Genomic DNA, 24,445 nt, shown 5'->3' on the forward strand with positions numbered 1-24,445 from the left:
TTCCGAAATAGAATGTAACGATTTCATATTTTATTTGACTTATATTTTAAGACATTACCATAAAATTTGACCACTAAACTTCATAGCAAATTCTCTGTTAGACATGTTATTGTTGAACCAATAATAATTATTCTACTTGTTTGCTTTTTATCTACAGTCATCACCTTTGCTTCTATAAATATGGTAGATGAAAAAACATCTATATTGACACCAATATGGACTATAGTTATTTTTCTATTACTTTTATTTTGGTCATTTAGGTATTATTTAAAGACATTTAAACAATATATATTCTTTGACAAAGGACTAGAAGTAAAAAATATTTTTGGAAAAAAATTTTATTCCTGGCAATCTGTTAAAGAAATTTCTATAATTGAAACTGAGTTAGAAAAAATCTTGTGGCAATATTTACAAGAAGATGCTTTGTGTATTACGTTAAAAAACGGAACGACCTTAACACTTTATTCAAAGTATTATTCAAACATGCCTAAAATTAGACAGTTACTCAATTCCAAAAATCAATTAAACATCATTAACTCATATAATGAACTAAGTGCCAGAACTAATAAAATTCACTTTAATAAAAAGACATTTAAAGGCATTTTTATTTTATCATTTGATGGCATATTTGCTTTATTTATAATTTCTATATTCGGAATTGGTTTATTAATAAAATGGGAGTCTATAACAACTATAGGCTTTTTATTTTTTTGGGTTTTCCCTGCATTAATACTATTTATCCTTGGATTAAAATCTTATTATTTCCAACTAAACCAAAACTATCTAATTGTTAAAAACAATATTTTTCTTAATCTTAAAAAAAGAATTAATCTTGAAAAAGTGAAGGTGATATACTTTGAGCAAAAGCTCAAAAAAGAACCTTCAATTAGAATTATAGATGAAAACTATAACATTAAATCATTTCAAGGCGCTTCATTAAAAAACAAACACTGGAAATCATTAATCCTAAATCTCAAAAACAGAGGAATTGTAATTGTTGATTATATGCTTTATGAATATAATGAATAGCCAACCCTATTTCAACATAATAATTTGTATCGTTACACTCTGGGTAAATCAAACCCATCCTTTAAAGGCAAATTAGATTCGCCCATTAAATAAGCATCAACATGATGTGCCGCTTGTCGTCCTTCAGAAATTGCCCAAACAATTAGAGATTGACCTCTACGCATATCGCCAGCTGCAAAAATTCCTGAAACATTTGTAGCATAATCTTTAGTCGAAGCTTCAATGTTAGTTCTAAAGTCCATTTTTAAACCAAACTGTTCGGCTAACGTTTTCTCAGAACCTGTAAAACCAAGTGCTAATAAAGCTAATTCACAATCCCAAGTCTTTTCAGTTCCTGGTATTTCTTTTAATTGCGGTCGCTCACCTTCTTTAAACAGCCACTCTACCTCAACCGTTTTTAAGCCTTTCAGGTTGCCTTTTTTATCACCTATAAATTCTTTGGTTGAAATACTAAAAAAGCGTTCTACACCTTCTTGATGCGAAGACGTCGTCTTCAACTTCATTGGCCAATATGGCCATGGTTGATGTGCTGGACGACCTTCTGGTGGTTTACTCAAAATTTCGAAATTGGTCACTGATTTTGCACCATGACGATTAGATGTACCTATACAATCACTTCCTGTATCTCCTCCTCCAATAACAATAACATTTTTACCTTCAGCTGAAATGATATTTTCAAAATCCGCGACTCCATCAACATATTCATTGTTGAGTTTTAGAAATTCCATCGCCTGATGCACACCTTTTAAATCTGCACCTGGAATTGGAATATGTCGTCTCACTGTAGCTCCGCCACAGAGTAGAATAGCGTCAAACTCTTCTTTTAATTTTGAAGCGTCGACATCTATGCCTACATGTGAATTAGTTTTAAAAATGACACCTTCCTCTTCCAAAACTTTTACGCGTCTATCTATAATATGTTTTTCCATTTTAAAATCTGGAATTCCATAACGCAACAAGCCACCAACTTTAGAATCACGCTCGTAAACCACAACATAATGTCCTGCTCTATTTAATTGTTGCGCAGCAGCCAAACCAGCAGGTCCAGAACCAATAACAGCAACCGTTTTCTTAGTTCGTACTTTAGGTGGTTGTGCCGTAATCCAACCTTCTTTGAAAGCTGTTTCAACAATATTTTTTTCAATATTTTCTATGGTCACTGGGTCTTCATTAATACCCAAAACACACGCTTCTTCGCATGGAGCAGGACATAGTCTTCCTGTAAATTCCGGAAAATTGTTTGTTTTGTGTAATATCTTCGCTGCTTCTTTCCAATTGCCTTTATAAACATAATCGTTGAAGTCTGGTATTAAATTACCCAACGGACAACCACTGTGACAAAAAGGAATGCCACAATCCATACAACGTGCTCCTTGAGCTTTAAGTTCCTGTTCTTCTAAAGGAATAGTGAACTCTTTGTAGTTTTTTATACGCTTTTCTGGTGCTTCGTAAGTTTCATCCTGACGCTCGTATTCTAGAAATCCTGTAATCTTTCCCATGTCTTACGCTATTTGTAATTTTTCGTTTTCTAATCGTATTAAGGCCTGTCTGTATTCCTCTGGAAGTACTTTCTTGAATTTTGGCAGATAGGTTTCCCAATTTTCAAGAATTCGTTTTGCCAAAGGACTGTTTGTAGCTTCAAAATGATTTTGAATTAAGCCTCGTAATTGTTTACTATCATCACCTTTTAAAATGATGTAATCTATATTTAAATCTTCACCGTTACAGTTTTGTTTGAAGTTGTTATTTTTATCTAAAACATAAGCAATTCCACCACTCATCCCAGCACCAAAATTTCGTCCTACTTCACCCAGAATGACTGCAACTCCACCTGTCATATACTCGCAACCATGGTCTCCAATACCTTCAACCACAGCTTTAGCTCCAGAATTTCTTACACAGAAACGCTCACCTGCTTTTCCGTTGATGTAAACTTCACCTGAAGTAGCACCATAAAGCGTTACGTTTCCTGTAATGATATTGTCTTCTGGAACAATTGTACTTTGTTCTGGAACTCTAATAATCAGCTTTCCACCCGAAAGTCCTTTACCCAAATAATCATTAGTATTTCCATGAACCGTAAATCGTAAACCTTTAGTAGCGAATGCGCCAAAACTCTGACCTGCCGAACCATAAAAATCAATATTTATAGTATCATTTGGAAGGCCATCCGCACCATAAATTTTTGAAATTTCATTACTAACAATAGCACCTACAGCCCTATCTATATTAGTGATAGGCATTTCTAAAGTTGTTTTTTGTTTTCTGAACAAAGCTTGATGCGCTTGTTTTATAATCTGAAAATCTAAATGGCTTTCTAAATGATGATCCTGCGTCGTTGTATTATAGAGTTTTGTTCCTTCAGGCACATCAATTTTATGTAAAATCGGAGTTAAGTCGATCCCTGAAGCCTTGTAATGTTCAATTGCTTTATTTCTATTCAGCTTATGAACCTGACCTACCATTTCATTAACCGTTTTAAAGCCTAAAGACGCCATAATCTCTCGCAGTTCTTGCGCTACGAAGTACATATAATTTACCACATGCTCTGGCTTGCCTTTGAATTTTTTACGCAACTCAGGGTTTTGAGTTGCAATACCAACAGGACAAGTATTGAGATGGCAAACGCGCATCATAATACATCCTGAAGCTACCAATGGTGCTGTTGCAAAACCAAATTCTTCAGCACCAAGCAAGCATGCAATAGCGACATCTCTACCTGTTTTTAATTGTCCATCACATTCCAAAACAATACGGTTTCTTAGGTCATTCATCACCAAAGTTTGTTGAGCTTCGGCAATACCTAATTCCCAAGGTAACCCTGCATGTTTTAATGATGTTAATGGTGAAGCTCCTGTACCACCATCAAAACCTGAAATTAAAATCACATCAGCTTTTGCTTTAGCAACACCTGCCGCAACGGTTCCAACACCAACTTCCGAAACTAATTTTACATTAATTCTTGCATCTCTGTTTGCTGATTTTGCATCGTAAATTAATTGTGATAAATCTTCAATGGAATAAATATCGTGATGCGGAGGCGGAGAAATAAGTCCAACATAAGGTGTAGAATTCCGTGTTTTGGCAATTTCACGATTTACTTTAGGACCTGGCAACTGACCACCTTCACCAGGCTTTGCACCTTGTGCTATTTTAATTTGAATCTCACTCGCGTTAGTCAAATAATTTGAAGTCACACCAAAACGACCTGACGCGATTTGCTTGATCGCTGAATTTTTCCAATCACCTTGAGAACTTTTATAAAAACGCTCTTGATCTTCGCCTCCTTCACCAGAATTGCTCTTCCCAGCAATTCTATTCATGGCAACAGCTAAGTTTTCATGAGCTTCTTTACTAATTGAACCATAAGACATGGCACCTGTTTTGAAACGCTTTACGATTTCTGTCCAAGGTTCTACCTCATCTAAAGGAATTGGATCATATTGATCGAATTCAAAGAGTCCTCTAATAGTCATGAGACTCTTGGATTGGTTATTCACCAACTCAGAATATTCTTTATAAGTTGTAGCCTTATTTGTTCTTACAGCTTCTTGAAGTTTAGCAACAGTTAACGGATTAAACATGTGCTTTTCTTGACCTCGTCTCCATCTGTAATCTCCACCAATTTCAATATCTGCTTGGTCATCATTAGGCTGAAAGGCTTTTCTATGACGTTTTACTATTTCCTGTTCTATTTCTCTTAAACCAATACCTTGAATTCGAGTTGGAGTATTCGGAAAATATTTGTCTACAGTCTGTGTGTTGATCCCAATACATTCAAACAACTGCGATCCACGATATGAGTTTAAAGTTGAAATACCTATTTTATTCATTACTTTAAGAATCCCCTTACCAATTGCCTTGTTGTAATTTTTAATAGCTTCTATATATTTCAACTCAGAAATTTCATCTGAGTCAACCTGCTCTTGAACAATTTCATTAACGATATACGGATTTACAGCACTCGCACCGAAACCAAATAATAGTGCAAAATGATGCACTTCTCGAGGTTCTGCTGATTCAATAATTAAACTGATTTTTGATCGTTTTTTTAATTTATGCAATGCATGACTAACATAAGAACAGGCTAAAAGTGCTGGAATTGGCGCATGATTTTCATCAACATAGCGATCTGAAAGAATAATAATATTAGCACCATTATCAATAGCCTTTGATGCCTTTGACATAAGATTTTCAAGAGCTACTTCTAACTCATTTAAGCCTCTATTAACTTCATATAGAATGGAAATCGATTCAACTTTAAAGTTAGGATTAGTATCATAATTTCTGATTTTATCTAAATCGTGTTTTGAAATTACAGGATTTTGAATCTTAAGCTTCCTACAATGCTCAGGACTAATATCAAAAAGGTTAACATCACTACCTAGCGTTAGGCTGATATCAGTAATCAATTCTTCACGGATACCATCTAGAGGTGGATTGGTAACTTGGGCAAATATTTGCTTAAAGTAGTTATAAACCAACTGCGGACGCTCTGACAAAACAGCTATAGGAGTATCACTTCCCATAGAACCTATTGGCTCCTTACCATTTTGAGCCATTGGTTTTATAATAGTATTTAAATCTTCTCTGGTATAACCAAAAACTATTTTTCGTTTTTTTAGTTCAATTTCATCATACTTTATTGGACCTCGTTTAGCAGAAATACTTTTTAGATGTACTAAATTATCGTTTAGCCATTTTCTGTATGGGTGTTTTGCTGCAATCTCTTCTTTAATTTCTTCATCATTAACGATTCGGCCTTCATTCATATTAACCAGAAACATTTTACCTGGCTCCAAACGTCCGTGAAAGCTTACATTTTCAGGCTTGATATCTACCACACCTGTTTCTGAAGACATCACCACATTTCCATTTTTAGTAACCGTATATCTAGATGGTCTTAAACCGTTTCTATCTAATACCGCACCAATATAATTTCCATCTGTAAAAGGAATTGAAGCCGGTCCATCCCAAGGTTCCATCAAACACGAGTTATATTCGTAAAATGCCTTTTTAGCATCAGACATATCAGGATTTTTCTCCCAAGCTTCTGGCACTAACATCATCATAACTTCTGGTAGTGAGCGACCTGTCATAAGTAATAACTCTACTACCATATCTAAGGTTGCCGAATCCGATTTTCCTTTTAAAATTGTTGGAATAATCTTTTTAATGTCATCACCAAAAAGTGGACTCTCCATTATCTCTTCACGAGAAAACATACGCGACACATTTCCTCTCAGGGTATTTATTTCACCATTATGACAGATGTATCTAAAAGGTTGCGCCAAATCCCAAGTTGGGAATGTATTAGTAGAAAAACGTTGATGCACAAGCGCCAGTCTAGTATCTAAATCCGTATCAAATAAATCTAAATAATATTCATTAATATGTTCTGGCTTTAGTAAGCCTTTGAAGATTATAATCTTAGTGGATAGACTCGGCACATAAAAAAATTGGGATTCTGATAATTTAGAATCATATATAGTATGCTCAGCTATTTTTCTAGCAGCATATAGTTTTAACTTGAAATCAAAATCAGATTGATCATCATCAGATTTTCCAATAAAAACTTGTTTTACAAATGGCTCTGTAGTTTTTGCAATTCTACCTAAAACCTCACTATTTACAGGGACATCTCTCCAACCTAAAAGTTCTAAACCTTGTTTTTCAATTTCAGACTCAAAAACATTGACACAAAACTCCCTTTGATTACTCTTCCTTGGTAGAAAAACATTACTAACGGCATAATCACCTGGCTCTGGCAATTTAAAGTCACAAGATTTTTCAAAAAATTTGTGAGGAATATCGATTAAAATTCCTGCTCCATCTCCCGTTACACCATCTGCGCTTACTGCACCACGATGCTCTAATTTGACTAATATCTCTAACGCCTTATGAATAATATCATTAGAACGTTTTCCTGTTAAACTACATATAAATCCTGCTCCACAATTATCGTGTTCAAATTCTGGCAGATAAAGTCCTTGTTTCTTTAGCATCATCACTTATTTTTTGCTCTAAATTATACCTGAGTGATTAACTAAGATAGGTGCTAATTTTTGATTTTGAAAAAAGCTAAATCACTTTTCATGAAATATCTAATAACATGCCCTAGTAATAGAAAATCACCAATAATTAGAGAAAATAATGCAAAAATCACAACTAGAAAACAATTAAAACCAAAGCACAAAAAACTATTAATTGCTAATAAACAGATTTAAATATTAATGAAAACATATTTTTTATGTTAAAAAAATACAATGAACATAAAATTATATTGATTATTCAATAAATTAAACTCAAAACAAAACAACCTAAAATTTTTTAGGGTTTAAATTCAAAAAACAATAAAAATAAACATATTAACCCTATTTTTTTTAGGGCTAAAAATAAAATATATACATTTGAAACTAATTAAACATCCAAATTATATATTCTCAATCTTTGTCAAACAAAAAAAAATGCAATTATCACCAAAACAATGAAAAAAATTGAAGCTATTATTAGAAAATCCAAATTCTCAGCTGTGAAGGATGCGCTTCACGACGTTGGTGTAAATTTCTTCTCTTATTGGGATGTAACAGGCCTTGGAAATGAAAAAGAAGGCCATGTATATCGAGGTGTTTCGTATAGCACTAGTGACATCCAAAGACGTTACCTATCTATTGTAGTTAATGACGATTTTGAAGAAGCAGCAATTAAAGCCATTTTAAAATCTGGAGCTACAGGACAAGTTGGTGATGGTAAAATCTTCGTATCTGACATTAAGGAATGTTATAGAATACGAACTGGAGAAAAAGGCAGTCAAACTTTAAACTAAAACCATGGATTTATTTACTACTAACAATGTTTGGATGATGATTTGCACAGCCTTGGTTTTCTTTATGCATCTTGGGTTTGCTTTCTTAGAGATCGGATTAACACGTCAAAAAAATACTATAAACATATTATTTAAAAATATATTCATCATTACTGTTGGCCTACTACTCTACTATTTGGTAGGCTTCAACTTAATGTATCCTGGAGAGTTTAATGGCTATATAGGATTCTCTGGTTTTGGGCTAGATGCACCATTGACAGATTCTGGAACTTTAAACTTAGCTTACAATGAAGGTTATACGTATTGGACAGACTTTCTGTTTCAAGGCATGTTCGCCGCAACCGCAGCTACAATAGTTTCTGGAGCTGTAGCTGAGCGCATTAAAATTGGTCCTTTTATGATCTTTACAGTTCTATATGTAGGTCTGGTTTACCCAATAGCAGGTTCTTGGAAATGGGGAGAAGGATTTCTAGACAAACTAGGTTTTTATGATTTTGCAGGCTCTACACTTGTACACTCTGTAGGAGGATGGGCAGCATTAGTAGCTGTTTGTTTATTAGGCGCAAGAATTGGGAAATTTAAAAATGGAAAACTACAAGCTATACCTGGCCACAATATACCAATTGCCACTGCAGGAGTATTAATCCTTTGGTTAGGCTGGTTTGGATTTAACGGTGGTTCAGTACTTTCTGCTGATCCAGAAGCGACATCATTAACACTAGTAACCACTTGTCTTGCCGCAGCTGCTGGTGGAGTTTTTTCAGCCATAACCTCTACAATTATGTATAAAAATCTGGACCTTACCATGTTTTTAAATGGTATTTTAGGAGGTCTTGTAGGTATCACAGCAGGAGCTGATGTTATGAGTCCTACAGATGCTATTATCATTGGCGCCGTATCCGGAATTATTATTGTACTGGCTGTTAGTTTTATTGATAAACTTAAACTGGATGACCCAGTTGGAGCTATAGCTGTACATCTTGTATGTGGTATTTGGGGAACTTTAGCGGTTGGTATTTTCGGTTTTAAACCATTAACTAATGATGCTGGTGATTTTTTAAGTGCAAATGGTAATGTAGTAGCTTCTGCACTAGATGCTGCCAATGAACTATCGTTTTTACCTCAACTTTATGGCGTATTAGCTTATGCTGCCATCTGCCTTACGTCTTCATTTTTAATCATTTTTACTTTAAAGAAAACTGTAGGCATTAGAGTTTCTGAACTTGAAGAATTAGAAGGTTTAGATGCACATGAACATGGCATGGATGCTTATCCAGACTTTAGACTAAACGAGCATTAAATATTATATACTTTGTTTTTAATTTAAATTGTGAAAAAACACCCTCTTAATATAACATTAGAGGGTGTTTTATTTTACTTTGTTTTGAAATGCCTCTTAAGCAGAATTTCTACTTGCATTAATATTTCCGAATAAGGATCTTGTAACCATTTTTTCGAAAACCTCAATCTTATCATAATCTTTTTTATCAGCACGTTTTAATTCCTGCATTTTCTTTAATGCATATTGCTGAATTGTTAATAACGGTAATACTATTGATTCTCTAACCGCAATTGAAGCTTTTGCTACTGGCTCATTTTCCATTAATTCATTAAAGCCAGTAAGTTTTAGAATAAGACGTTTTGTAGTTTCGTATTCTTTATAAATCAACTTCCAGAACTCTCCATACTCAGGATCATCTGCCATATAACGCGTTAAGTCAAAAAATGACTTAGACAACGACATCATACTATTAGCAATTAAGGTTCTAAAAAAACGTGATTCTTTATACAAATGCTGAACCTTTTCAAACTCACCCTTATCTTCATAATACTTTAAAGCTGTACCAACACCAAAGAATCCAGGTACATTTTGCTTTAACTGACTCCAAGAACCTACAAAAGGAATTGCTCTAAGGTCATTAAAATCTAAACCTTCAGACTTACCTCGCTTTGAAGGTCGACTCCCAATATTTGTCTTAGCATAATATTTTAATGTACTCATGTGCTCCAAGTAAGACAAGAATTTAGGATGATCTTTAAAATCTACATAAGCCTGATAACTCAACTCAGCTAAGTGATTCATGACTTCTTTATCTTCCGAAGCCATCTCAGTATTCTTATCATTAAGGCGATTCATAATACCAGAACTTATAAGCTGCTCCATATTGTATTGTGAAGAATCCAAAGTTCCGAAATTAGAACTAATCGTCTGCCCTTGAATGGTCAACTGAATTTCTTTATCCTCTATAGTTGGGCCTAAAGACGCATAAAACTGGTGCGTTTTTCCACCTCCACGAGCAGGTGGTCCACCTCTACCATCAAAGAAAATAACATCGATATCATACTGTCTAGATAGCGTTGTTAATGCTTCCTTAGCCTTAAAAATTGCCCAGTTAGCCATAAGATAACCACCATCCTTGGTACCATCACTAAATCCTAGCATTATGGTTTGTCTGTTATTTCTATTTTCTAAATGCGCACGGTAATGTGGATTTGTATACAACTCCTCCATTACTTTTGGCGCAGCAATTAAATCAGTTACAGTCTCAAAAAGCGGTACCACATCTGCAGTTAACTCCTCATGAAATGCCACAATTTTTAGCATAGCAAACAATTGCAACACATTCATTGTAGTTTGGTTATTGCTAATAATATATCGACTACAAGCTATTTCTCCATTAGTCTCTTGTATTGACTTCATAGCCCTTATTGTTTCTACTATATCTTGAGAAAGTTCTTCTTTAAATTCAACCGTATCGATTGAACCTTTTATAGATGCCAAATGTAACTTTTGGTCCTTCTCAGATAACTCAAAGAAATTCTTTGGAAACAATTCACTTCCATTGTCTATCAATTCACCTACCAATGATCTAAACATTTTATCATGCACACGACTATCTTGTCGTATATCTAAACTTGCAAAATGATAACCAAATAAAGTGGTTTTATTAATCATTGAAGTTACCTTGTCTAGATACAATGATTGATGATTTTCTATTAATTGTGTTCTAATCTCATTCAACTCAGACTTCAGCTCTTCTAGTGAAATTTGGTTGCTTTTATTCAACAATGTATTATGCAGCCTATGATTTACATCAATAATTCGATCTCTAATACCTTTGAATGTTAAACGTCGTCTAAGGTATTTTACATCCTTAATGTAATTTTTGATGATAGACTCCTTCAATTTTTTGGCAACATTAAGCGTTATTTGAGGGGTCACAAAAGGATTACCATCTCTATCTCCGCCTGGCCAAAAACCTATATTTACCAATGAGTTATTAATATCATCGTAATCAAAGATATTTTGTTGAACATAATCATAAATACTTCCAAAAGAATGGTAGAAAACATTCTTTAAATACCAAATTAAATTTACAGCCTCATCATAAGGTGTTGGTTTATGATCTTTAAAAAATGGTGTTTTCCCTAACTGCCCTAAAAGGTCACTAATCTCGGTTAAATTATCCGTTTTTATAGCTTCAGCTAAATCGGTAATAATACCCAAAACCGCACCAGGATAAAACTGTGTAGGATGCGCTGTTAAAACAATCCTTACATTAAAAGTTTCTAAATATTGTTTTAGAAGATCCTTTTTGTGCTGAGCAGTTGCATTTTCTTTTAAACTTCTTAAGGAACCCACACCTTCCATATTATTTACAGTTGGAAAAGCCGCATCTTCTACAGCATCAAACAACACAACTTGTCGCTCTATATATTGAATAAAGCGAAACAACAAATCTATCTGTCCTTTTTCATCTAATTGGCTTTGATATTTATCAAAAAACGTATTTACAATAGTTGTAGGGTCATTTTTTTCTTCGAATCCTGTTTTGCATGTTTCATGAAACAGCGGCAACAACGCTACAGTTTTTGACAAAGTATCAAAGGGCAACGTCATAAAAATACTGTTGTAAATCTGATACTTAGACAATACATTTTGATTGAAACGCGCTAATTTTGGTTCTGTATGCATACAATTTTAATTTATTTTTTTAGTCAGAATTTGTAATAAAACAAAGAATCTTAAAGATACCATTTTTACAGCAAACACTAAAGTCTTACAAGATATTTAGACATTAAATTATTGTTACACGATTAATGCATTATGTATTTTTACGTTATTAAACACAAAATTGAAGACCTGAGTAATGACAGAACAGGAAAAATATATGCAAGAAGCCGTAAACGCTGCTCTAAAAGGCATGCGAAATAATGAAGGCGGCCCTTTTGGTTGCGTTATTGTAAAAAACGGAAAAATAGTAGGTATAGGAAATAATAAAGTAACCTCAACCAACGACCCAACAGCACATGCAGAAGTTACAGCAATTAGAGATGCATGCAAAAACCTTGGATCTTTTCAACTCGAAGGCTGTACGGTTTACACCTCTTGCGAGCCGTGCCCTATGTGTTTGGGAGCTATTTATTGGGCAAGACCAGATAAAGTTTATTATGGAAGTAATCAAGAAGATGCAGCAAATATTGGGTTTGATGATGAATTTATATACAAGGAAATCCCATTACCGTATAACGAAAGAAGTATTCCGTTTGAACAATTAGCGCCAGAAATTGCAATTAAACCTTTTGAAGAGTGGGAGGAAAAAGAAGATAAAACTGAGTACTAAATAAATATTTCACCAATATTAATCTTTAAGCTAATTACCTTTTTTAATGTTTTCTGTAATCTTTAAGAATTAACCTCGACAAAAAGCATTATATTGATTTTTTCGTACAATTTTAAAAAACTATTTTGAATGTCTAAAACCTATTACGACCCAGCCGATTTAAGAAAATTTGGAAAAATCTCTGACTGGAATGAAGAACTTGGAAGCAAATTTTTTGAATACTACAATTCTGTTTTTAAAGAAGGCGCACTTTCCGAAAGAGAAAAATCATTAATTGCACTTGCGGTTGCACACACTATTCAATGCCCATATTGCATAGATGCTTACACAGGAGATGGCCTACAAAGAGGTATTACCAAAGAAGAAATGATGGAAGCCCTACATGTTGCTGGTGCTATTAGAGGTGGTGCTTCCTTAGTTCATGGTGTTCAAATGATGAATAAAGTTAATAAACTAGATGGCTAGATAGCTCTAGCTCAAAACTCCTCAACCTCTATTTTCGTAAATATATTGAATAAGAAAATTTAATTAATGGTCACCAAATCTTTACACAAACGAGAAAACGCATTAGCCCAAAGCAAAAAGCAATTAGAAATTCTCTCTAATGGAATTTTTCAAAATGGCGAATTACCAACTTTTAAAGATAAAATCGCCGAAACGGGTCAATTTCCGTTAAAGGCAAAAACCTTAGAAATTCTTCAGATTAATGTAGGATACATGTGTAATCAGGTTTGCGAGCATTGCCATGTTGATGCAGGACCAGATCGTAAAGAAATAATGACTAAAGAAACCATGCAGCAATGCCTTGAGGTTATTAAAAACACTGGAGCACACACCTTGGATTTAACAGGCGGAGCGCCAGAAATGAATCCTAATTTTAGATGGTTTGTTGAAGAAGCCGCCAAAGCTGGCATTAAGGATTTTATTGTACGTTCTAACCTTACAATAATTAGAGCTAACAAAAAATATTATGACTTACCTGAGTTTTTCAAAAAGCACAATGTACATGTTGTAAGTTCAATGCCACATTGGACACGCGGAAAAACAGATAAACAAAGAGGAGATGGTGTTTTTGACAAATCTATTAAAGCATTACAAGAGCTTAATGATATTGGTTATGGCATGCCAGACAGCAACCTAAGACTAGATTTAGTTTACAACCCTTCAGGTGCTTTTTTACCAGGTAACCAAGCTTCAATGGAAAAGGATTTTAAAAAGGCACTGATGGATGATTTTGGTATTCAATTTCATAATTTGTTTGCCATTACCAATCTTCCGATTAGTAGATTTTTAGATTATCTGATAGCTTCAGAAAACTATGAAGATTACATGTATCAATTGGTTGATGCTTACAATCCTGCTGCTGTTGCCAACGTAATGTGTACCAACACACTGTCGGTAAGTTGGGATGGTTATTTGTACGATTGCGACTTTAACCAAATGCTAGAATTACCTGTAAATAGTAAAGTTAAACACATTTCAGAATACAATGAAGATTTATTAGAAGGCAGAAATATTGTAATATCTCAACACTGTTATGGCTGCACAGCTGGTGCTGGTAGTAGTTGCCAAGGTACAGTTGCCTAGCATATTCCTACGAAAGCAGGAATCTTAAAATGAAAAACAAAATTTTATACATATTACTACTTTTCTCAGGAATCTTGTTCGCTCAAGAATCGCTTTCAGAATTATTAAAAAAGCACAATAACGAAAGTGTACCATACATTTCTGTTCAAGAGTTGGCAATGCCAAAAACTGATGCCTTTCTTTTAGATGCAAGAGAACTTAGAGAATATGAAGTTAGCCATTTAAAAGATGCTCTACATGTTGGCTATAACGAATTTAATTTAGCCAACACCACAAAAAAACTAAACAACAAAGACCAAATGATTGTTGTCTATTGCTCTCTAGGAATACGATCAGAGGACATTGCAGAGCAGTTAAAAAAAGAAGGTTACACCAATGTTTACAATCTTTTTGGTGGTATTTTTGAATGGAAAAACAAGGACTTTAAAGTTTACGACGACAAAAATAAACTTACTGAAAATGTACATGCATTCTCAAAAGAATGGAGTCAATGGCTCATAAAAGGCAATAAAATTTATGACTAAAAATCTCGTTATAGTGTTTGTTAAAAACACTAAATTAGGATCTGTTAAAACAAGATTAGCCAAAACTATAGGAGATTTTGCCGCACTAGAAGTGTACAAAGCACTTTTAAAGGTTACCCAAAATGCTATTTCGGGATTAGACGCAGATACACACATCTACTTTAGTAAAGAAATTGAAACCAATACGTGGACTAACCACAAGAAGCAACTTCAAAAAGGCAAGGATTTAGGCGAACGTATGCTTAACGCTTTTATAGATGGTTTTAATAGTGGCTATAAAAATATCATTCTCATAGGTTCGGATTTACCAGATATTAGTTCGTTTCATATTGAAAACGGCTTTAAATCATTACAAAAAAGTAATGTGATTTTTGGTCCTGCAGAAGATGGAGGTTATTATTTGGTAGGCATGTCTAATCTGGTTACAGACATTTTTTGCAATAAACCTTGGAGTCAACCTTCACTTTTAGAAGAAACGTTACAAGAGTTACACACATTAAACGTATCTGTTAGTAAATTAGAAACTTTAAATGACATAGACACTTATGAAGATTTAATAGCTTCAGATTTTTATAAAAACAATCAACAACTACAAGAAAAAATCAGACAACTCCATGATTAAATTTATAGAAGAAAGTACAGAATACTTAAAACAAAAAGGATTTAACAATCCAGAAGTTGGTATTATTTTAGGAACTGGCTTAGGTCAACTCATTAACGAAATAGATATTGAAGCTGAAGCCAGCTACAACCATATTCCAAATTTCCCAACAGCAACTGTAGAGTTTCATAAAGGAAAACTTATTTACGGCACCCTTAGCGGAAAGAAAGTAGTAGTAATGCAAGGCCGTTTTCATGTATATGAAGGCTACACATTTCAAGATGTAACTTTTCCGGTGAGAATAATGGAAAAGCTAGGTATTAAAACGTTATTAGTTTCTAACGCAGCTGGTGCTGTTAATTTAGATTTTAAAAAAGGTGAATTAATGGTCATTGACGATCACATCAATCTTCAAGGTGGTTCACCGCTTGCCTTTAAAGGAGTTTCTAAACTTGGTGAGCGTTTTGTAGATATGAGCGCGCCTTACAATGCTGAAATCATTTCAAAGTTTGAAAGTATAGCTTCAGAGCACAACATTACACTTCACAAAGGTGTGTACGCTTCTGTTGTTGGTCCACAACTTGAAACACGAGCTGAATACCGTATGCTTAAAATTTTAGGTGCCGATGCTGTTGGTATGAGTACAGTACCAGAAATTATTGTTGCCAACCATCTAAAACTAAAAGCAGCAGCAGTGTCTGTACTAACAGACGAATGTGATCCTGAAAATTTAGAACCTGTAGATATTACCGATATCATAGCCATGGCAAACAAAGCAGAACCAGATATGATTACGTTATTTAAAGAATTAATTAAAAGTATATAGTATTTATTAACAATACTACTTTTTACTTCATACTTATTACTTAGAAACATGAGTTACCTAGAAACCACAAAAGACGTTTATAAAGAAGCTGCACTTACACCAGATGTTGGGCTGTGTTGCACCACTAATCCTATTTGGGAATTACCTGGTTTGAAGATTCCAAGAATCATGCAAGAGATGAACTACGGTTGTGGTTCAACAGTGCACGCGCGCGATTTAACCAACAATCCAAAAACACTTTATGTTGGTGTTGGCGGTGGCATGGAACTGCTTCAATTTGCATATTTCAGCAGACAAAAAGGTGGTGTTATTGGTGTGGATGTTGTTGATGAAATGTTAGAGGCTTCTCGTAAAAACTTCAAAATAGCAGAAGAACAAAACGATTGGTTTAAATCTGAATTTGTTGATCTTAAAAAAGGTGATGCTATGAATCTTCCGGTTGAAGATAATAGCATTGATGTAGCAGCTCAAAATTGTTTGTTCAATATTTTCAAAGCTGAAGATCTAAAGAAAGCCATTGCAGAAATGTACCGTGTGTTAAAACCTCATGGACGTTTAGTAATGAGCGATCCTACTTGCGAGCAACCTATGAACGACGAGTTACGAAACGACGAACGATTAAGAGCACTTTGCTTAAGTGGTAGCTTGCCAATTGCCGACTATGTAAAGGCGCTAACAGATGCTGGCTTTGGTACCATTGAAATTAGAGCTCGCAAACCCTACCGAATTCTGGATCCGAAACACTACCCAACTGATGAATTAATCTATATAGAATCTATTGAAGTTGCTGCTATAAAAGATCCTATGCCTGCCGACGGACCTTGTATTTTTACAGGAAAAGCAGCCATCTATTATGGCGAAGATGATTATTTTGATGATAAAGCAGGACACGTGTTATTAAAAAATCAACCTCTAGCTGTTTGCGATAAAACTGCTGGAGCACTTGCTGGCTTGGGACGCGATGATATTTTTATTAGCGAATCTACCTTTCATTACGATGGTGGAGGGTGTTGTTAGAAAATTTCCAATGAGATTATAAAACATTATGGAAAAGTACTTAGACATAATTAAAAATTCTTACTCTGGTTATTGGAATTATCTTAAGCATGAACTTATTGACATAAACCATTGGGATAACTATTTCTATGGTCTTATTATCATTTCTATATTGGTCTGGATATTAGAAATTGCTTTTCCTTGGAGAAAGAACCAGGCCATTTTTAGAAAAGATTTTTGGCTGGATACTTTTTATATGTTCTTTAATTTTTTCTTGTTAAATCTCATTGTCTTCATCGCTTTATCTAATACTGTTGCTGAATTTTTTAATGACTCCCTTGGACTCATTGGATTAAACGTTAAAGACTTTGAATTATTTGATGTTGATAAATTACCTAAATGGTTAGGCTTATTTATCTTTTTTATAGTTGCCGACTTTGTTCAATGGAATACGCATAGACTACTTCACCGCTTTAATTGGCTATGGAATTTCCATAAAGTGCATCACAGTGTAAAAGAAATGGGTTTTGCAGCACATTTGCGTTACCATTGGATGGAACCTGTGATGTACAAATCCTTACTCTATATCCCTATTGCTATTATTGGTGGTTTTGATGCTCAAGATGTTGCTATTATTCACTTTTTCAACATTACTATTGGTCATCTTAACCATGCAAATTTGGGGTGGAACTACGGATTTCTTAAGTACATTTTTAATAATCCGAAAATGCATATTTGGCACCATGCAAAGGAGCTTCCTCAGCACGCAAGATATGGTGTTAACTTTGGGATTACCTTAAGTCTTTGGGATTACATCTTTAAAACTGATTATATTCCTCATGATGGACGCGACATAGAATTAGGTTTTGAAGGAGATGAGGATTTTCCAAAAGATTTTGTAAGTCAGGAGTTATATCCTGCATTTTCAAAAAAAAGAAAAGTAGAATTATGAAATATAGATTAGTATTTATTATCCTTTCTATTTTAACCAACTATGCTGTTGCTCAACACAAAACCTCTGTTGATTCAACAAACACCAATATTACAGAAGTAGATTCAATCTTGAAAAAGAATACTATAGTTACAAAACGTTTTCTAAAAGAGCACGAACTTTGGGATGAATTATTACAAAAGCATGTTTCTAACGATGGGAAAGTAAACTACAAATCTTTTAAAACTGAGCACAAAAAATTACTAGATTATATTTATTGCTTAAGCTTGATGCATAAGAGTAAGTATTTTGAATCATTTTCGAAAACTAAGAAAATTGCCTTCTGGATTAATACCTACAATGCACTTACCATAGATTTAATTTTAAGAAACTACCCATTAGAAAGCATCAAAGACATAAAAGATCCATGGAAACAACGTCTTTGGAAACTAGCTGACCTAGATTATAATTTAGATGAAATAGAACACAAAATTCTCCGCAAAATGAACGAGCCTCGCATTCACTTTGCTATTGTTTGCGCTTCTGAGTCTTGCCCAAAACTTCAAAATACAGCATTTACTGCCGAAAATTTAGAAGAGCAACTCACCAAAGCAACTCAAGAATTTCTGGCTGACACCTCAAAAAATGAAATTTCTGAAAACGAAATAAAACTTTCTAAAATATTTAAATGGTTTAAAAAAGACTTTGAGCAAGATGGCAGCTTAATTGACTTTTTAAATAAATATACTGCTATTGAAATTTCAGATAAAGCAAAAAAGAGTTTTAAGGATTATAGTTGGGATTTGAATGATTAAAACAACCTAAATATTCCGTTAGTACAAGTATGATTAGCATTATAATACCTGTGTTGAATGAAGCCAATAACATTGGCAAACTATTGCTACATCTTACAGAGAATTCTTCACCAGAAAACATTTCAGAAATTATTGTAGTTGATGGCGGAAGCACTGACAGGACTGTTGAAATTATAACGAGTTTCACTCTAACAGACGTTAAACTCATATCATCAAAAAAAGGAAGAGCCAAACAGATGAATGTTGGAGCAGAAGCTTCAACAGGAACTATTCTATATTTTCTACATGCCGATTCATTTCCTCCAAAAGACTTTGATCAATTCATTTTAGACAAAATACAAAAAGGGCATGAAGCTGGTTGCTTTAGAATGCAGTTTGACAGCAACCATTGGTGGTTAAAATTTGCTGGCTGGTTTACAAAATTCAACCTAAAAGTATGTCGTGGTGGAGATCAGAGTTTATTTATTACTAAAGCACTTTTTAACGCCATAGGAGGCTATAACGAAAACTATACCATCTACGAAGACAACATCTTAATTGGAGAACTTTACAAGCGGAACATCTTTACTGTGATTAACAAAAAAATCACTACCTCCGCAAGACTCTATAAAAAAGTAGGTGTTTGGAAATTACAGTATCACTATTTGGTAATATACCTCAAAAGATGGCTTGGTGCATCTGCTGAAGAAATGCTATCTTATTATAAAAAGAATATTGTTTAACTGTTTATTTGTTTCGCCCCATCTCATTAGGGTACAAATGCATTAACGTATCACTTTGAAAAACTTCTTTTGTATCTATGTCCATTGCAGATAGTTTACCTGTAAAGGCTGCTCCAGTATCTATATTCCAAACATTTGCTGCCTGCATTGGGTCATACTTATTAAACCTTGTTGTTGGTGTATGCCCAATATAAATTTCTTTATAATGTTTAAGTCGATTAGGGAACAATTCTGAATTCTGCTGAATACGTTTATCCATGGTTAACGCCATTTCCCAAAGTGTTCTGTCGTAATAAAATGCTTCTCTGTGAATTTCTTTTCGCACACCATGCATGGATGTAAAACCAGCATGCAAAAACAAACGATTTTCATCATCTATATGATACAATGGCATGGCTTCAAAAAAATCGAGATGTACTTGTTTTTGTGTTTTTGAAAAGCCTTCATAACTTTCCATTGTTTCTTTCCCACCATGTACATACCACACATCATTAACACTACCTTCTGCCAACCATTGTTCGCACCAAACATCATGGTTTCCTTTTATAAAGATGCATTTATTATACGAAGAAAGCTCTATGAGATAATCAATAACCTGAGCAGATTGACTCCAGCCATCTACATAATCTCCCAAAAAGATAAGTTGATCTTTAGCTGAAACCTCAGCTCTTTTCAAAACTTGTTTTAAACCTTTAAATCCACCATGAATATCACCAATAGCAAGTGTTCGCATATAATTCGCTTTTGCACAAAACTAATTGATAGTTAACAAGTTTAAGAATTATAAGATTAAATTAGAGTTAATTATACTCAGCATACTTTTTAGAAAGAACAGCTTCCACAGGCTTATTTTGCGGAGTAAACATAGGGTTATCATGCCCACCAACTTCATCATGCATAATAAACCATTTCCAAACAAAGCCTCCTGCAAACCAGTCTTCATGCCAAAAGGTATCTAGTAATGCTTTAGTAGTGTTTACTTGTGCTTCAAGATTTACATCTCGCATGGTATGGTCTGACACCCAAGGTTGTCTACCAGAATAATCTACACTTCTGTAACCATATTCTGTAAACAAAATTGGTCTATCTAATTGTTTTGAAAGTTTTTCTATAATTGGTTTATGAGATTTCCAACCTTTTAAACAACCCTCATAAGTAGGCGTTTTTTTGTCGCTAAGTGGAAAATAAGCGTCAATACCAATATAATCCAATTTGTCCCAAAAAGGTGTTTTGGCAAACTCATTCCAATTGGCTGCATACGTTAATTTTCCTTTATAGATTGTTTTTATCTTTTCTATCAATTGAGACCAATATGTCGGTCTAAATTTTACAAATAACTCTAACTCTGTACCTATACAAAATATCTCTGCATTGACCTTTTCTGCCAAATCTGCATATTCTAAAATAAAACTTGTGTAAGAATCTTCTAAAGCTTTCCAGTCCGTTTCAGTTGTCATCATTATTTCACCTGTAAACTCACCTTTCCAAACCCAGATTTGTGGCTTAATCATCACCTTAATATTGGCTTTTCGTAATTCAGAAATGTATTGCTCTGCTCCTGCTCTGGTTTCACCAAACCATTGTCTGTCTGTATTGTGAATAATTTCGGGATGCTCAAGGTTTTTTATAAATCCAAAGGGCATAATTGCTGCATAATTTGCATTGACCTTAACTACAGGTTCTACATGCGTACTATCCACAATATCTCTAGCAGCAACAAAGCTTACTCCATTAATTTTACTCGGTTTATAAGGTGTTGCAGAACACCCAAAAATCAAAACCACCAAAAAAACAACTACTATTCTCATATCATAAAAATAAAGAAAAGCCACGTCTTAATAAAACACAACACCTTACAAGAAATTGTTAATTTAAATACTTTCTAAATTGAATTCATTTTTTAAGGTCTTATCTTTAAATGCGACTTAAGCATCAACTAAACCAAAACAATGGAACATATTGCCATAATAGGTAACGGTATTTCTGGCGTTACTCTTGCCAGACATATTAGAAAGTTATCAGATAAAAAAATAACACTCATTTCTGCCGAAAGTGATTACTTCTTTTCTCGCACTGCACTCATGTACGTGTACATGGGACATATGAAGTTTGAACACACACAACCTTACGAGAATTGGTTTTGGAAGAAAAATAATATCGAACTAAAAAAAGGTTTCGTTGATGAGATTGATACTGATAATAAAGTGCTTCATTTTGAAGAAGGCGATCAAATAAGCTATGATAAATTAGTCATTGCAACTGGCAGCAAACCTAACAAATTTGGGTGGCCAGGTGAAGATTTAAAAGGTGTGCAAGGTTTGTACAGCAAACAAGATTTAGAGAATCTTGAAATCTACGCACCAAATAATAAAATATGTAAACGCGCCGTCATTGTTGGCGGAGGACTCATTGGTATTGAATTAGCAGAAATGTTGAATTCTAGAAATATTCCTGTGACTTTCTTGGTGCGTGAAAGTAGTTTTTGGAATAGCGTTTTGCCCGAAGGCGAAAGCCAAATGCTAAATAGACACATAAAGAGTCATCCTATCGATTTAAGACTTTCAACTAATTTAAAAGAAATCATTTCTGATGATAACGGAAAAGTAAAATCAATCATCATTGAAGAAACAGGCGAAGAAATTCCTTGTGATTTTGTAGGCTTAACTGCTGGTGTAACACCAAACATTTCATTTTTAAAAGAGAGCAACATCGAAACCAATAAAGGTGTTTTGGTTAATCGATTTTTAGAAACCAACATTAAAGATGTTTATGCTATTGGAGATTGTGCTGAGCAACGCGAAGCTATTGGTAATCGCAGACCAATTGAAGCGGTTTGGTATACAGGTCGTATGATGGGCGAAACTTTAGCACAAACCATTTGCGGTAATAAACTAGAATATAAACCAGGACATTGGTTTAACAGTGCTAAATTTATAGATATTGAATACCAAACCTATGGTTGGGTACATGGTAAAAAAGGAAAACCTGAGTATGAAAATCATTTTCATTGGAAACATGAAGACGACACCAAATGTATAACCATAGCTTATCACAAAGACACTAAGGAGTTCTTAGGCATCAACACCTTTGGCATAAGAATGCGACACGAAGTTTTTGACAAATGGCTTACCGAAAAATGGACTATTGATACGGTTTTAAAACATCTTCAAGCTGCTAATTTCGATCCTGAGTTGTATAAACTTCACGAAAAGGATATCATCAAAAAATACAACCAAGATACCAATAGCAACATTGAACTGAACAAAAAACATTGGCGCAAATTATTTGCATCATCCTAAGCTAAATAAAACACATGAAACTAACAAAACATATAGGTTTAGCTATTTTCCTTTTGGGTTTAGCGATATTTTCAGGAAGTATTTTTCTAGGAAATTTCAGCATGACCGACACACAACTTGATGAGTATATCTCAGAACAAGGTATTAAAAGTGACATCTTTTCTAAGGAACTTAAAAAGACTTTAGTCACCGAAGAACAAGTTAACATTTTTGAGTTTTCTTCAGCTGTTAGAAAAGCGCTTGAAACCTCTAACAACTATTACGACAAGCAAATTGCTAAATACAACGCTGAAAAAAACTGGGCAAAAAAAGGAGAACAGTACCAATATAAAATTCATGGAAAACCACACACCATTAGCTATAACCTAGCCAAAAAAGCTGGTTCTGGTTTTGTGAAAGAAAATATAGCACTCATGTGGTGGCTCACATTTGGACTTGGCATCATTGGAGCTCTACTTTATATTTTACCTAATATTTCGTTGTTAGGACCTCCCGGAATAAAAAATAATGGAATATACCATAAGTCTGCCACCAATCGTGGTTGGATTGCCTGGTTAGTCCTTGTGTACCTTGTGGTCTTCTATTTGCTACTCTATTTTATGCCAGACTATGTTGTAAACTGGACATATATTTTAGACCCAATTAGCAATGCTCTTAATGGTGGTGATGCCAGCCAATGGTTTGTTTACGGATTTTTGTACTGCGTTATTATGGTGGTTATGGCTGTAAGAATGTATATAAAATATCGCCATAATAAGTACCAAATAATTCGAACCACATCTGTATTGTTTTTTCAGATTGTCTTTGCATTTTTAATTCCAGAGATAATGGCTAGTCTCAACATGCCTGGTTATGATTTTAAAAATGCATTTCCATTAGATTATGATTTTTTCTTTGAATGGAATATTAAAAATCTTACTGAAAGTGGTGCCATAGGACTTTTCATATTAGTTTGGGGAACAATTTTAACGATAATCATTGTACCATTAATGGTTTACTTTTTCGGAAAGCGCTGGTATTGTAGTTGGGTTTGTGGCTGTGGTGGACTTGCAGAAACTCTGGGCGACCCTTACCGTCAGCACTCTGACAAAAGTTTGAAAGCATGGAAACTAGAACGATGGGTTGTTCATTCTGTATTGTTGATTTCTGTGGTAATGACCATAGTAACATTGTATTGCTATTTTACAGGAGCAAAATCCTTTATTGGTATAAATTCTCAGTGGATTAAAGACTCATACAGCTTTTTAATTGGTGCTTGGTTTGCAGGTGTTATTGGCACTGGCTTCTACCCTATTTTTGGCAATAGAGTTTGGTGCCGATTTGGCTGTCCTCTTGCGGCTTATTTAGGATTAGTTCAGCGTTTTAAATCTAGATTTAGAATCACCACCAACGGTGGACAATGTATTTCTTGCGGAAACTGTTCCACCTATTGTGAAATGGGAATAGATGTACGTGCCTATGCTCAAAAAGGTGAAAACATAGTGCGTGCCAGCTGTGTTGGCTGTGGTGTTTGTAGCGCTGTTTGCCCAAGAGGTGTTTTAAAATTAGAAAACGATAGTACAAAAGGTCGTATTAATCCAAATGATATTTTATTAGGTAACGATGTTAATCTAATGGATTTGGTAAATCAGAAATAAGGCTTTTATTTTGCACTTTCAAACGAA

At 34.3% G+C, this 24,445-nt stretch carries 20 protein-coding genes; 15 read left to right on the forward strand and 5 right to left on the reverse strand.

The window, feature by feature from the left end; genetic code table 11:
• Positions 1-66 precede the first annotated feature (66 nt).
• A complete protein-coding gene (locus V1468_RS01540; RefSeq protein ID WP_331808497.1) occupies positions 67-1,029 on the forward strand; it encodes a hypothetical protein in 963 nt (320 codons plus the stop codon).
• A gap of 32 nt (positions 1,030-1,061) precedes the next feature.
• Here the strand turns inward: V1468_RS01540 and V1468_RS01545 are convergent, their stop codons facing one another.
• Positions 1,062-2,528: a glutamate synthase subunit beta gene (locus tag V1468_RS01545; RefSeq protein ID WP_331808498.1), complete on the reverse strand. Its 1,467-nt coding sequence runs from the start codon at positions 2,526-2,528 to the stop codon at positions 1,062-1,064.
• A gap of 3 nt (positions 2,529-2,531) precedes the next feature.
• The gene (gltB, locus tag V1468_RS01550; protein WP_331808499.1) at positions 2,532-7,037 is read right to left on the reverse strand and encodes a glutamate synthase large subunit; all 4,506 of its coding nucleotides are present in this window, start codon (positions 7,035-7,037) and stop codon (positions 2,532-2,534) included.
• A gap of 479 nt (positions 7,038-7,516) precedes the next feature.
• On the opposite strand from gltB, the gene V1468_RS01555 reads away from it, so the two are divergent.
• Both V1468_RS01555 and V1468_RS01560 read left to right on the forward strand, forming a co-directional pair.
• The gene (locus V1468_RS01555; RefSeq protein ID WP_331808500.1) at positions 7,517-7,855 is read left to right on the forward strand and encodes a P-II family nitrogen regulator; all 339 of its coding nucleotides are present in this window, start codon (positions 7,517-7,519) and stop codon (positions 7,853-7,855) included.
• A 4-nt stretch (positions 7,856-7,859) separates the two neighbouring features.
• Complete coding sequence (locus tag V1468_RS01560) at positions 7,860-9,155, forward strand: ammonium transporter (protein WP_331808501.1); 1,296 nt, start codon at positions 7,860-7,862, stop codon at positions 9,153-9,155.
• A gap of 96 nt (positions 9,156-9,251) precedes the next feature.
• Here V1468_RS01560 and V1468_RS01565 read toward each other — a convergent pair whose 3' ends face one another.
• Entirely contained in the window at positions 9,252-11,831 is a 2,580-nt protein-coding gene (locus V1468_RS01565) for a phosphoenolpyruvate carboxylase (RefSeq protein ID WP_331808502.1), read from the reverse strand.
• Positions 11,832-12,006: 175 nt separating this feature from the next.
• Here V1468_RS01565 and V1468_RS01570 point away from each other — a divergent pair, with 175 nt between their 5' ends.
• The 10 genes from V1468_RS01570 to V1468_RS01615 all read left to right on the forward strand — a co-directional run bounded on the left by V1468_RS01570 (position 12,007) and on the right by V1468_RS01615 (position 19,482).
• Positions 12,007-12,480: a nucleoside deaminase gene (locus tag V1468_RS01570; RefSeq protein ID WP_331808503.1), complete on the forward strand. Its 474-nt coding sequence runs from the start codon at positions 12,007-12,009 to the stop codon at positions 12,478-12,480.
• A gap of 129 nt (positions 12,481-12,609) precedes the next feature.
• Complete coding sequence (locus V1468_RS01575; protein WP_331808504.1) at positions 12,610-12,945, forward strand: arsenosugar biosynthesis-associated peroxidase-like protein; 336 nt, start codon at positions 12,610-12,612, stop codon at positions 12,943-12,945.
• Between the two features lie 66 nt (positions 12,946-13,011).
• Positions 13,012-14,067, forward strand: coding sequence for an arsenosugar biosynthesis radical SAM (seleno)protein ArsS (gene arsS / locus V1468_RS01580; RefSeq protein ID WP_331808505.1), 1,056 nt, complete (start codon positions 13,012-13,014; stop codon positions 14,065-14,067).
• A gap of 29 nt (positions 14,068-14,096) precedes the next feature.
• Positions 14,097-14,591: a rhodanese-like domain-containing protein gene (locus V1468_RS01585; protein WP_331808506.1), complete on the forward strand. Its 495-nt coding sequence runs from the start codon at positions 14,097-14,099 to the stop codon at positions 14,589-14,591.
• Positions 14,584-15,213, forward strand: a complete 630-nt coding sequence (locus V1468_RS01590) for a TIGR04282 family arsenosugar biosynthesis glycosyltransferase (protein WP_331808507.1) — start codon at positions 14,584-14,586, stop codon at positions 15,211-15,213. Before V1468_RS01585 ends, V1468_RS01590 begins: the two co-directional genes overlap by 8 nt.
• The gene (locus V1468_RS01595) at positions 15,206-16,018 is read left to right on the forward strand and encodes a purine-nucleoside phosphorylase (RefSeq protein WP_331808508.1); all 813 of its coding nucleotides are present in this window, start codon (positions 15,206-15,208) and stop codon (positions 16,016-16,018) included. Before V1468_RS01590 ends, V1468_RS01595 begins: the two co-directional genes overlap by 8 nt.
• 48 nt (positions 16,019-16,066) lie before the next feature.
• A complete protein-coding gene (gene arsM, locus V1468_RS01600; protein WP_331808509.1) occupies positions 16,067-17,035 on the forward strand; it encodes an arsenosugar biosynthesis arsenite methyltransferase ArsM in 969 nt (322 codons plus the stop codon).
• Between the two features lie 28 nt (positions 17,036-17,063).
• Complete coding sequence (locus V1468_RS01605) at positions 17,064-17,966, forward strand: sterol desaturase family protein (protein ID WP_331808510.1); 903 nt, start codon at positions 17,064-17,066, stop codon at positions 17,964-17,966.
• Positions 17,963-18,760, forward strand: coding sequence for a DUF547 domain-containing protein (locus V1468_RS01610; protein WP_331808511.1), 798 nt, complete (start codon positions 17,963-17,965; stop codon positions 18,758-18,760). Before V1468_RS01605 ends, V1468_RS01610 begins: the two co-directional genes overlap by 4 nt.
• Before the next feature lie 29 nt (positions 18,761-18,789).
• Positions 18,790-19,482: a TIGR04283 family arsenosugar biosynthesis glycosyltransferase gene (locus V1468_RS01615; RefSeq protein WP_331808512.1), complete on the forward strand. Its 693-nt coding sequence runs from the start codon at positions 18,790-18,792 to the stop codon at positions 19,480-19,482.
• 4 nt (positions 19,483-19,486) lie between these two features.
• Here the strand turns inward: V1468_RS01615 and V1468_RS01620 are convergent, their stop codons facing one another.
• Together V1468_RS01620 and V1468_RS01625 are read right to left on the reverse strand one after the other, a co-directional pair.
• Positions 19,487-20,215 (reverse strand): metallophosphoesterase family protein, encoded by a 729-nt coding sequence (locus V1468_RS01620; protein WP_331808513.1) that lies wholly within the window; start codon positions 20,213-20,215, stop codon positions 19,487-19,489.
• A 67-nt stretch (positions 20,216-20,282) separates the two neighbouring features.
• The gene (locus tag V1468_RS01625; protein WP_331808514.1) at positions 20,283-21,290 is read right to left on the reverse strand and encodes a glycoside hydrolase family 113; all 1,008 of its coding nucleotides are present in this window, start codon (positions 21,288-21,290) and stop codon (positions 20,283-20,285) included.
• A gap of 141 nt (positions 21,291-21,431) precedes the next feature.
• Between V1468_RS01625 and V1468_RS01630 the strand changes: the two genes are divergently transcribed.
• Together V1468_RS01630 and V1468_RS01635 are read left to right on the forward strand one after the other, a co-directional pair.
• Positions 21,432-22,781 (forward strand): NAD(P)/FAD-dependent oxidoreductase, encoded by a 1,350-nt coding sequence (locus tag V1468_RS01630; RefSeq protein WP_331808515.1) that lies wholly within the window; start codon positions 21,432-21,434, stop codon positions 22,779-22,781.
• A 14-nt stretch (positions 22,782-22,795) separates the two neighbouring features.
• Positions 22,796-24,418 carry a 4Fe-4S binding protein gene (locus tag V1468_RS01635; RefSeq protein ID WP_331808516.1) on the forward strand — a complete coding sequence of 541 codons (1,623 nt, stop codon included), beginning with the start codon at positions 22,796-22,798 and terminating at the stop codon, positions 24,416-24,418.
• Positions 24,419-24,445: the final 27 nt, after the last annotated feature.

Origin of the sequence: Winogradskyella poriferorum (assembly GCF_036553625.1) — a bacterium.
In the GTDB taxonomy this organism is placed as follows: domain Bacteria; phylum Bacteroidota; class Bacteroidia; order Flavobacteriales; family Flavobacteriaceae; genus Winogradskyella; species Winogradskyella poriferorum.

Bases quoted from the DNA above. Each gene is read 5' to 3' on its own strand.
- V1468_RS01545 (WP_331808498.1), bottom strand. From the start codon at position 2,528: ATGGGAAAGATTACAGGATTTCTAGAATACGAGCGTCAGGATGAAACT.
- gltB (WP_331808499.1), bottom strand. From the start codon at position 7,037: ATGATGCTAAAGAAACAAGGACTTTATCTGCCAGAATTTGAACACGAT.
- V1468_RS01555 (WP_331808500.1), top strand. From the start codon at position 7,517: ATGAAAAAAATTGAAGCTATTATTAGAAAATCCAAATTCTCAGCTGTG.
- V1468_RS01560 (WP_331808501.1), top strand. From the start codon at position 7,860: ATGGATTTATTTACTACTAACAATGTTTGGATGATGATTTGCACAGCC.
- V1468_RS01565 (WP_331808502.1), bottom strand. From the start codon at position 11,831: ATGCATACAGAACCAAAATTAGCGCGTTTCAATCAAAATGTATTGTCT.
- V1468_RS01570 (WP_331808503.1), top strand. From the start codon at position 12,007: ATGACAGAACAGGAAAAATATATGCAAGAAGCCGTAAACGCTGCTCTA.
- V1468_RS01575 (WP_331808504.1), top strand. From the start codon at position 12,610: ATGTCTAAAACCTATTACGACCCAGCCGATTTAAGAAAATTTGGAAAA.
- arsS (WP_331808505.1), top strand. From the start codon at position 13,012: ATGGTCACCAAATCTTTACACAAACGAGAAAACGCATTAGCCCAAAGC.
- V1468_RS01585 (WP_331808506.1), top strand. From the start codon at position 14,097: ATGAAAAACAAAATTTTATACATATTACTACTTTTCTCAGGAATCTTG.
- V1468_RS01590 (WP_331808507.1), top strand. From the start codon at position 14,584: ATGACTAAAAATCTCGTTATAGTGTTTGTTAAAAACACTAAATTAGGA.
- V1468_RS01595 (WP_331808508.1), top strand. From the start codon at position 15,206: ATGATTAAATTTATAGAAGAAAGTACAGAATACTTAAAACAAAAAGGA.
- arsM (WP_331808509.1), top strand. From the start codon at position 16,067: ATGAGTTACCTAGAAACCACAAAAGACGTTTATAAAGAAGCTGCACTT.
- V1468_RS01605 (WP_331808510.1), top strand. From the start codon at position 17,064: ATGGAAAAGTACTTAGACATAATTAAAAATTCTTACTCTGGTTATTGG.
- V1468_RS01610 (WP_331808511.1), top strand. From the start codon at position 17,963: ATGAAATATAGATTAGTATTTATTATCCTTTCTATTTTAACCAACTAT.
- V1468_RS01615 (WP_331808512.1), top strand. From the start codon at position 18,790: ATGATTAGCATTATAATACCTGTGTTGAATGAAGCCAATAACATTGGC.
- V1468_RS01620 (WP_331808513.1), bottom strand. From the start codon at position 20,215: ATGCGAACACTTGCTATTGGTGATATTCATGGTGGATTTAAAGGTTTA.
- V1468_RS01625 (WP_331808514.1), bottom strand. From the start codon at position 21,290: ATGAGAATAGTAGTTGTTTTTTTGGTGGTTTTGATTTTTGGGTGTTCT.
- V1468_RS01630 (WP_331808515.1), top strand. From the start codon at position 21,432: ATGGAACATATTGCCATAATAGGTAACGGTATTTCTGGCGTTACTCTT.
- V1468_RS01635 (WP_331808516.1), top strand. From the start codon at position 22,796: ATGAAACTAACAAAACATATAGGTTTAGCTATTTTCCTTTTGGGTTTA.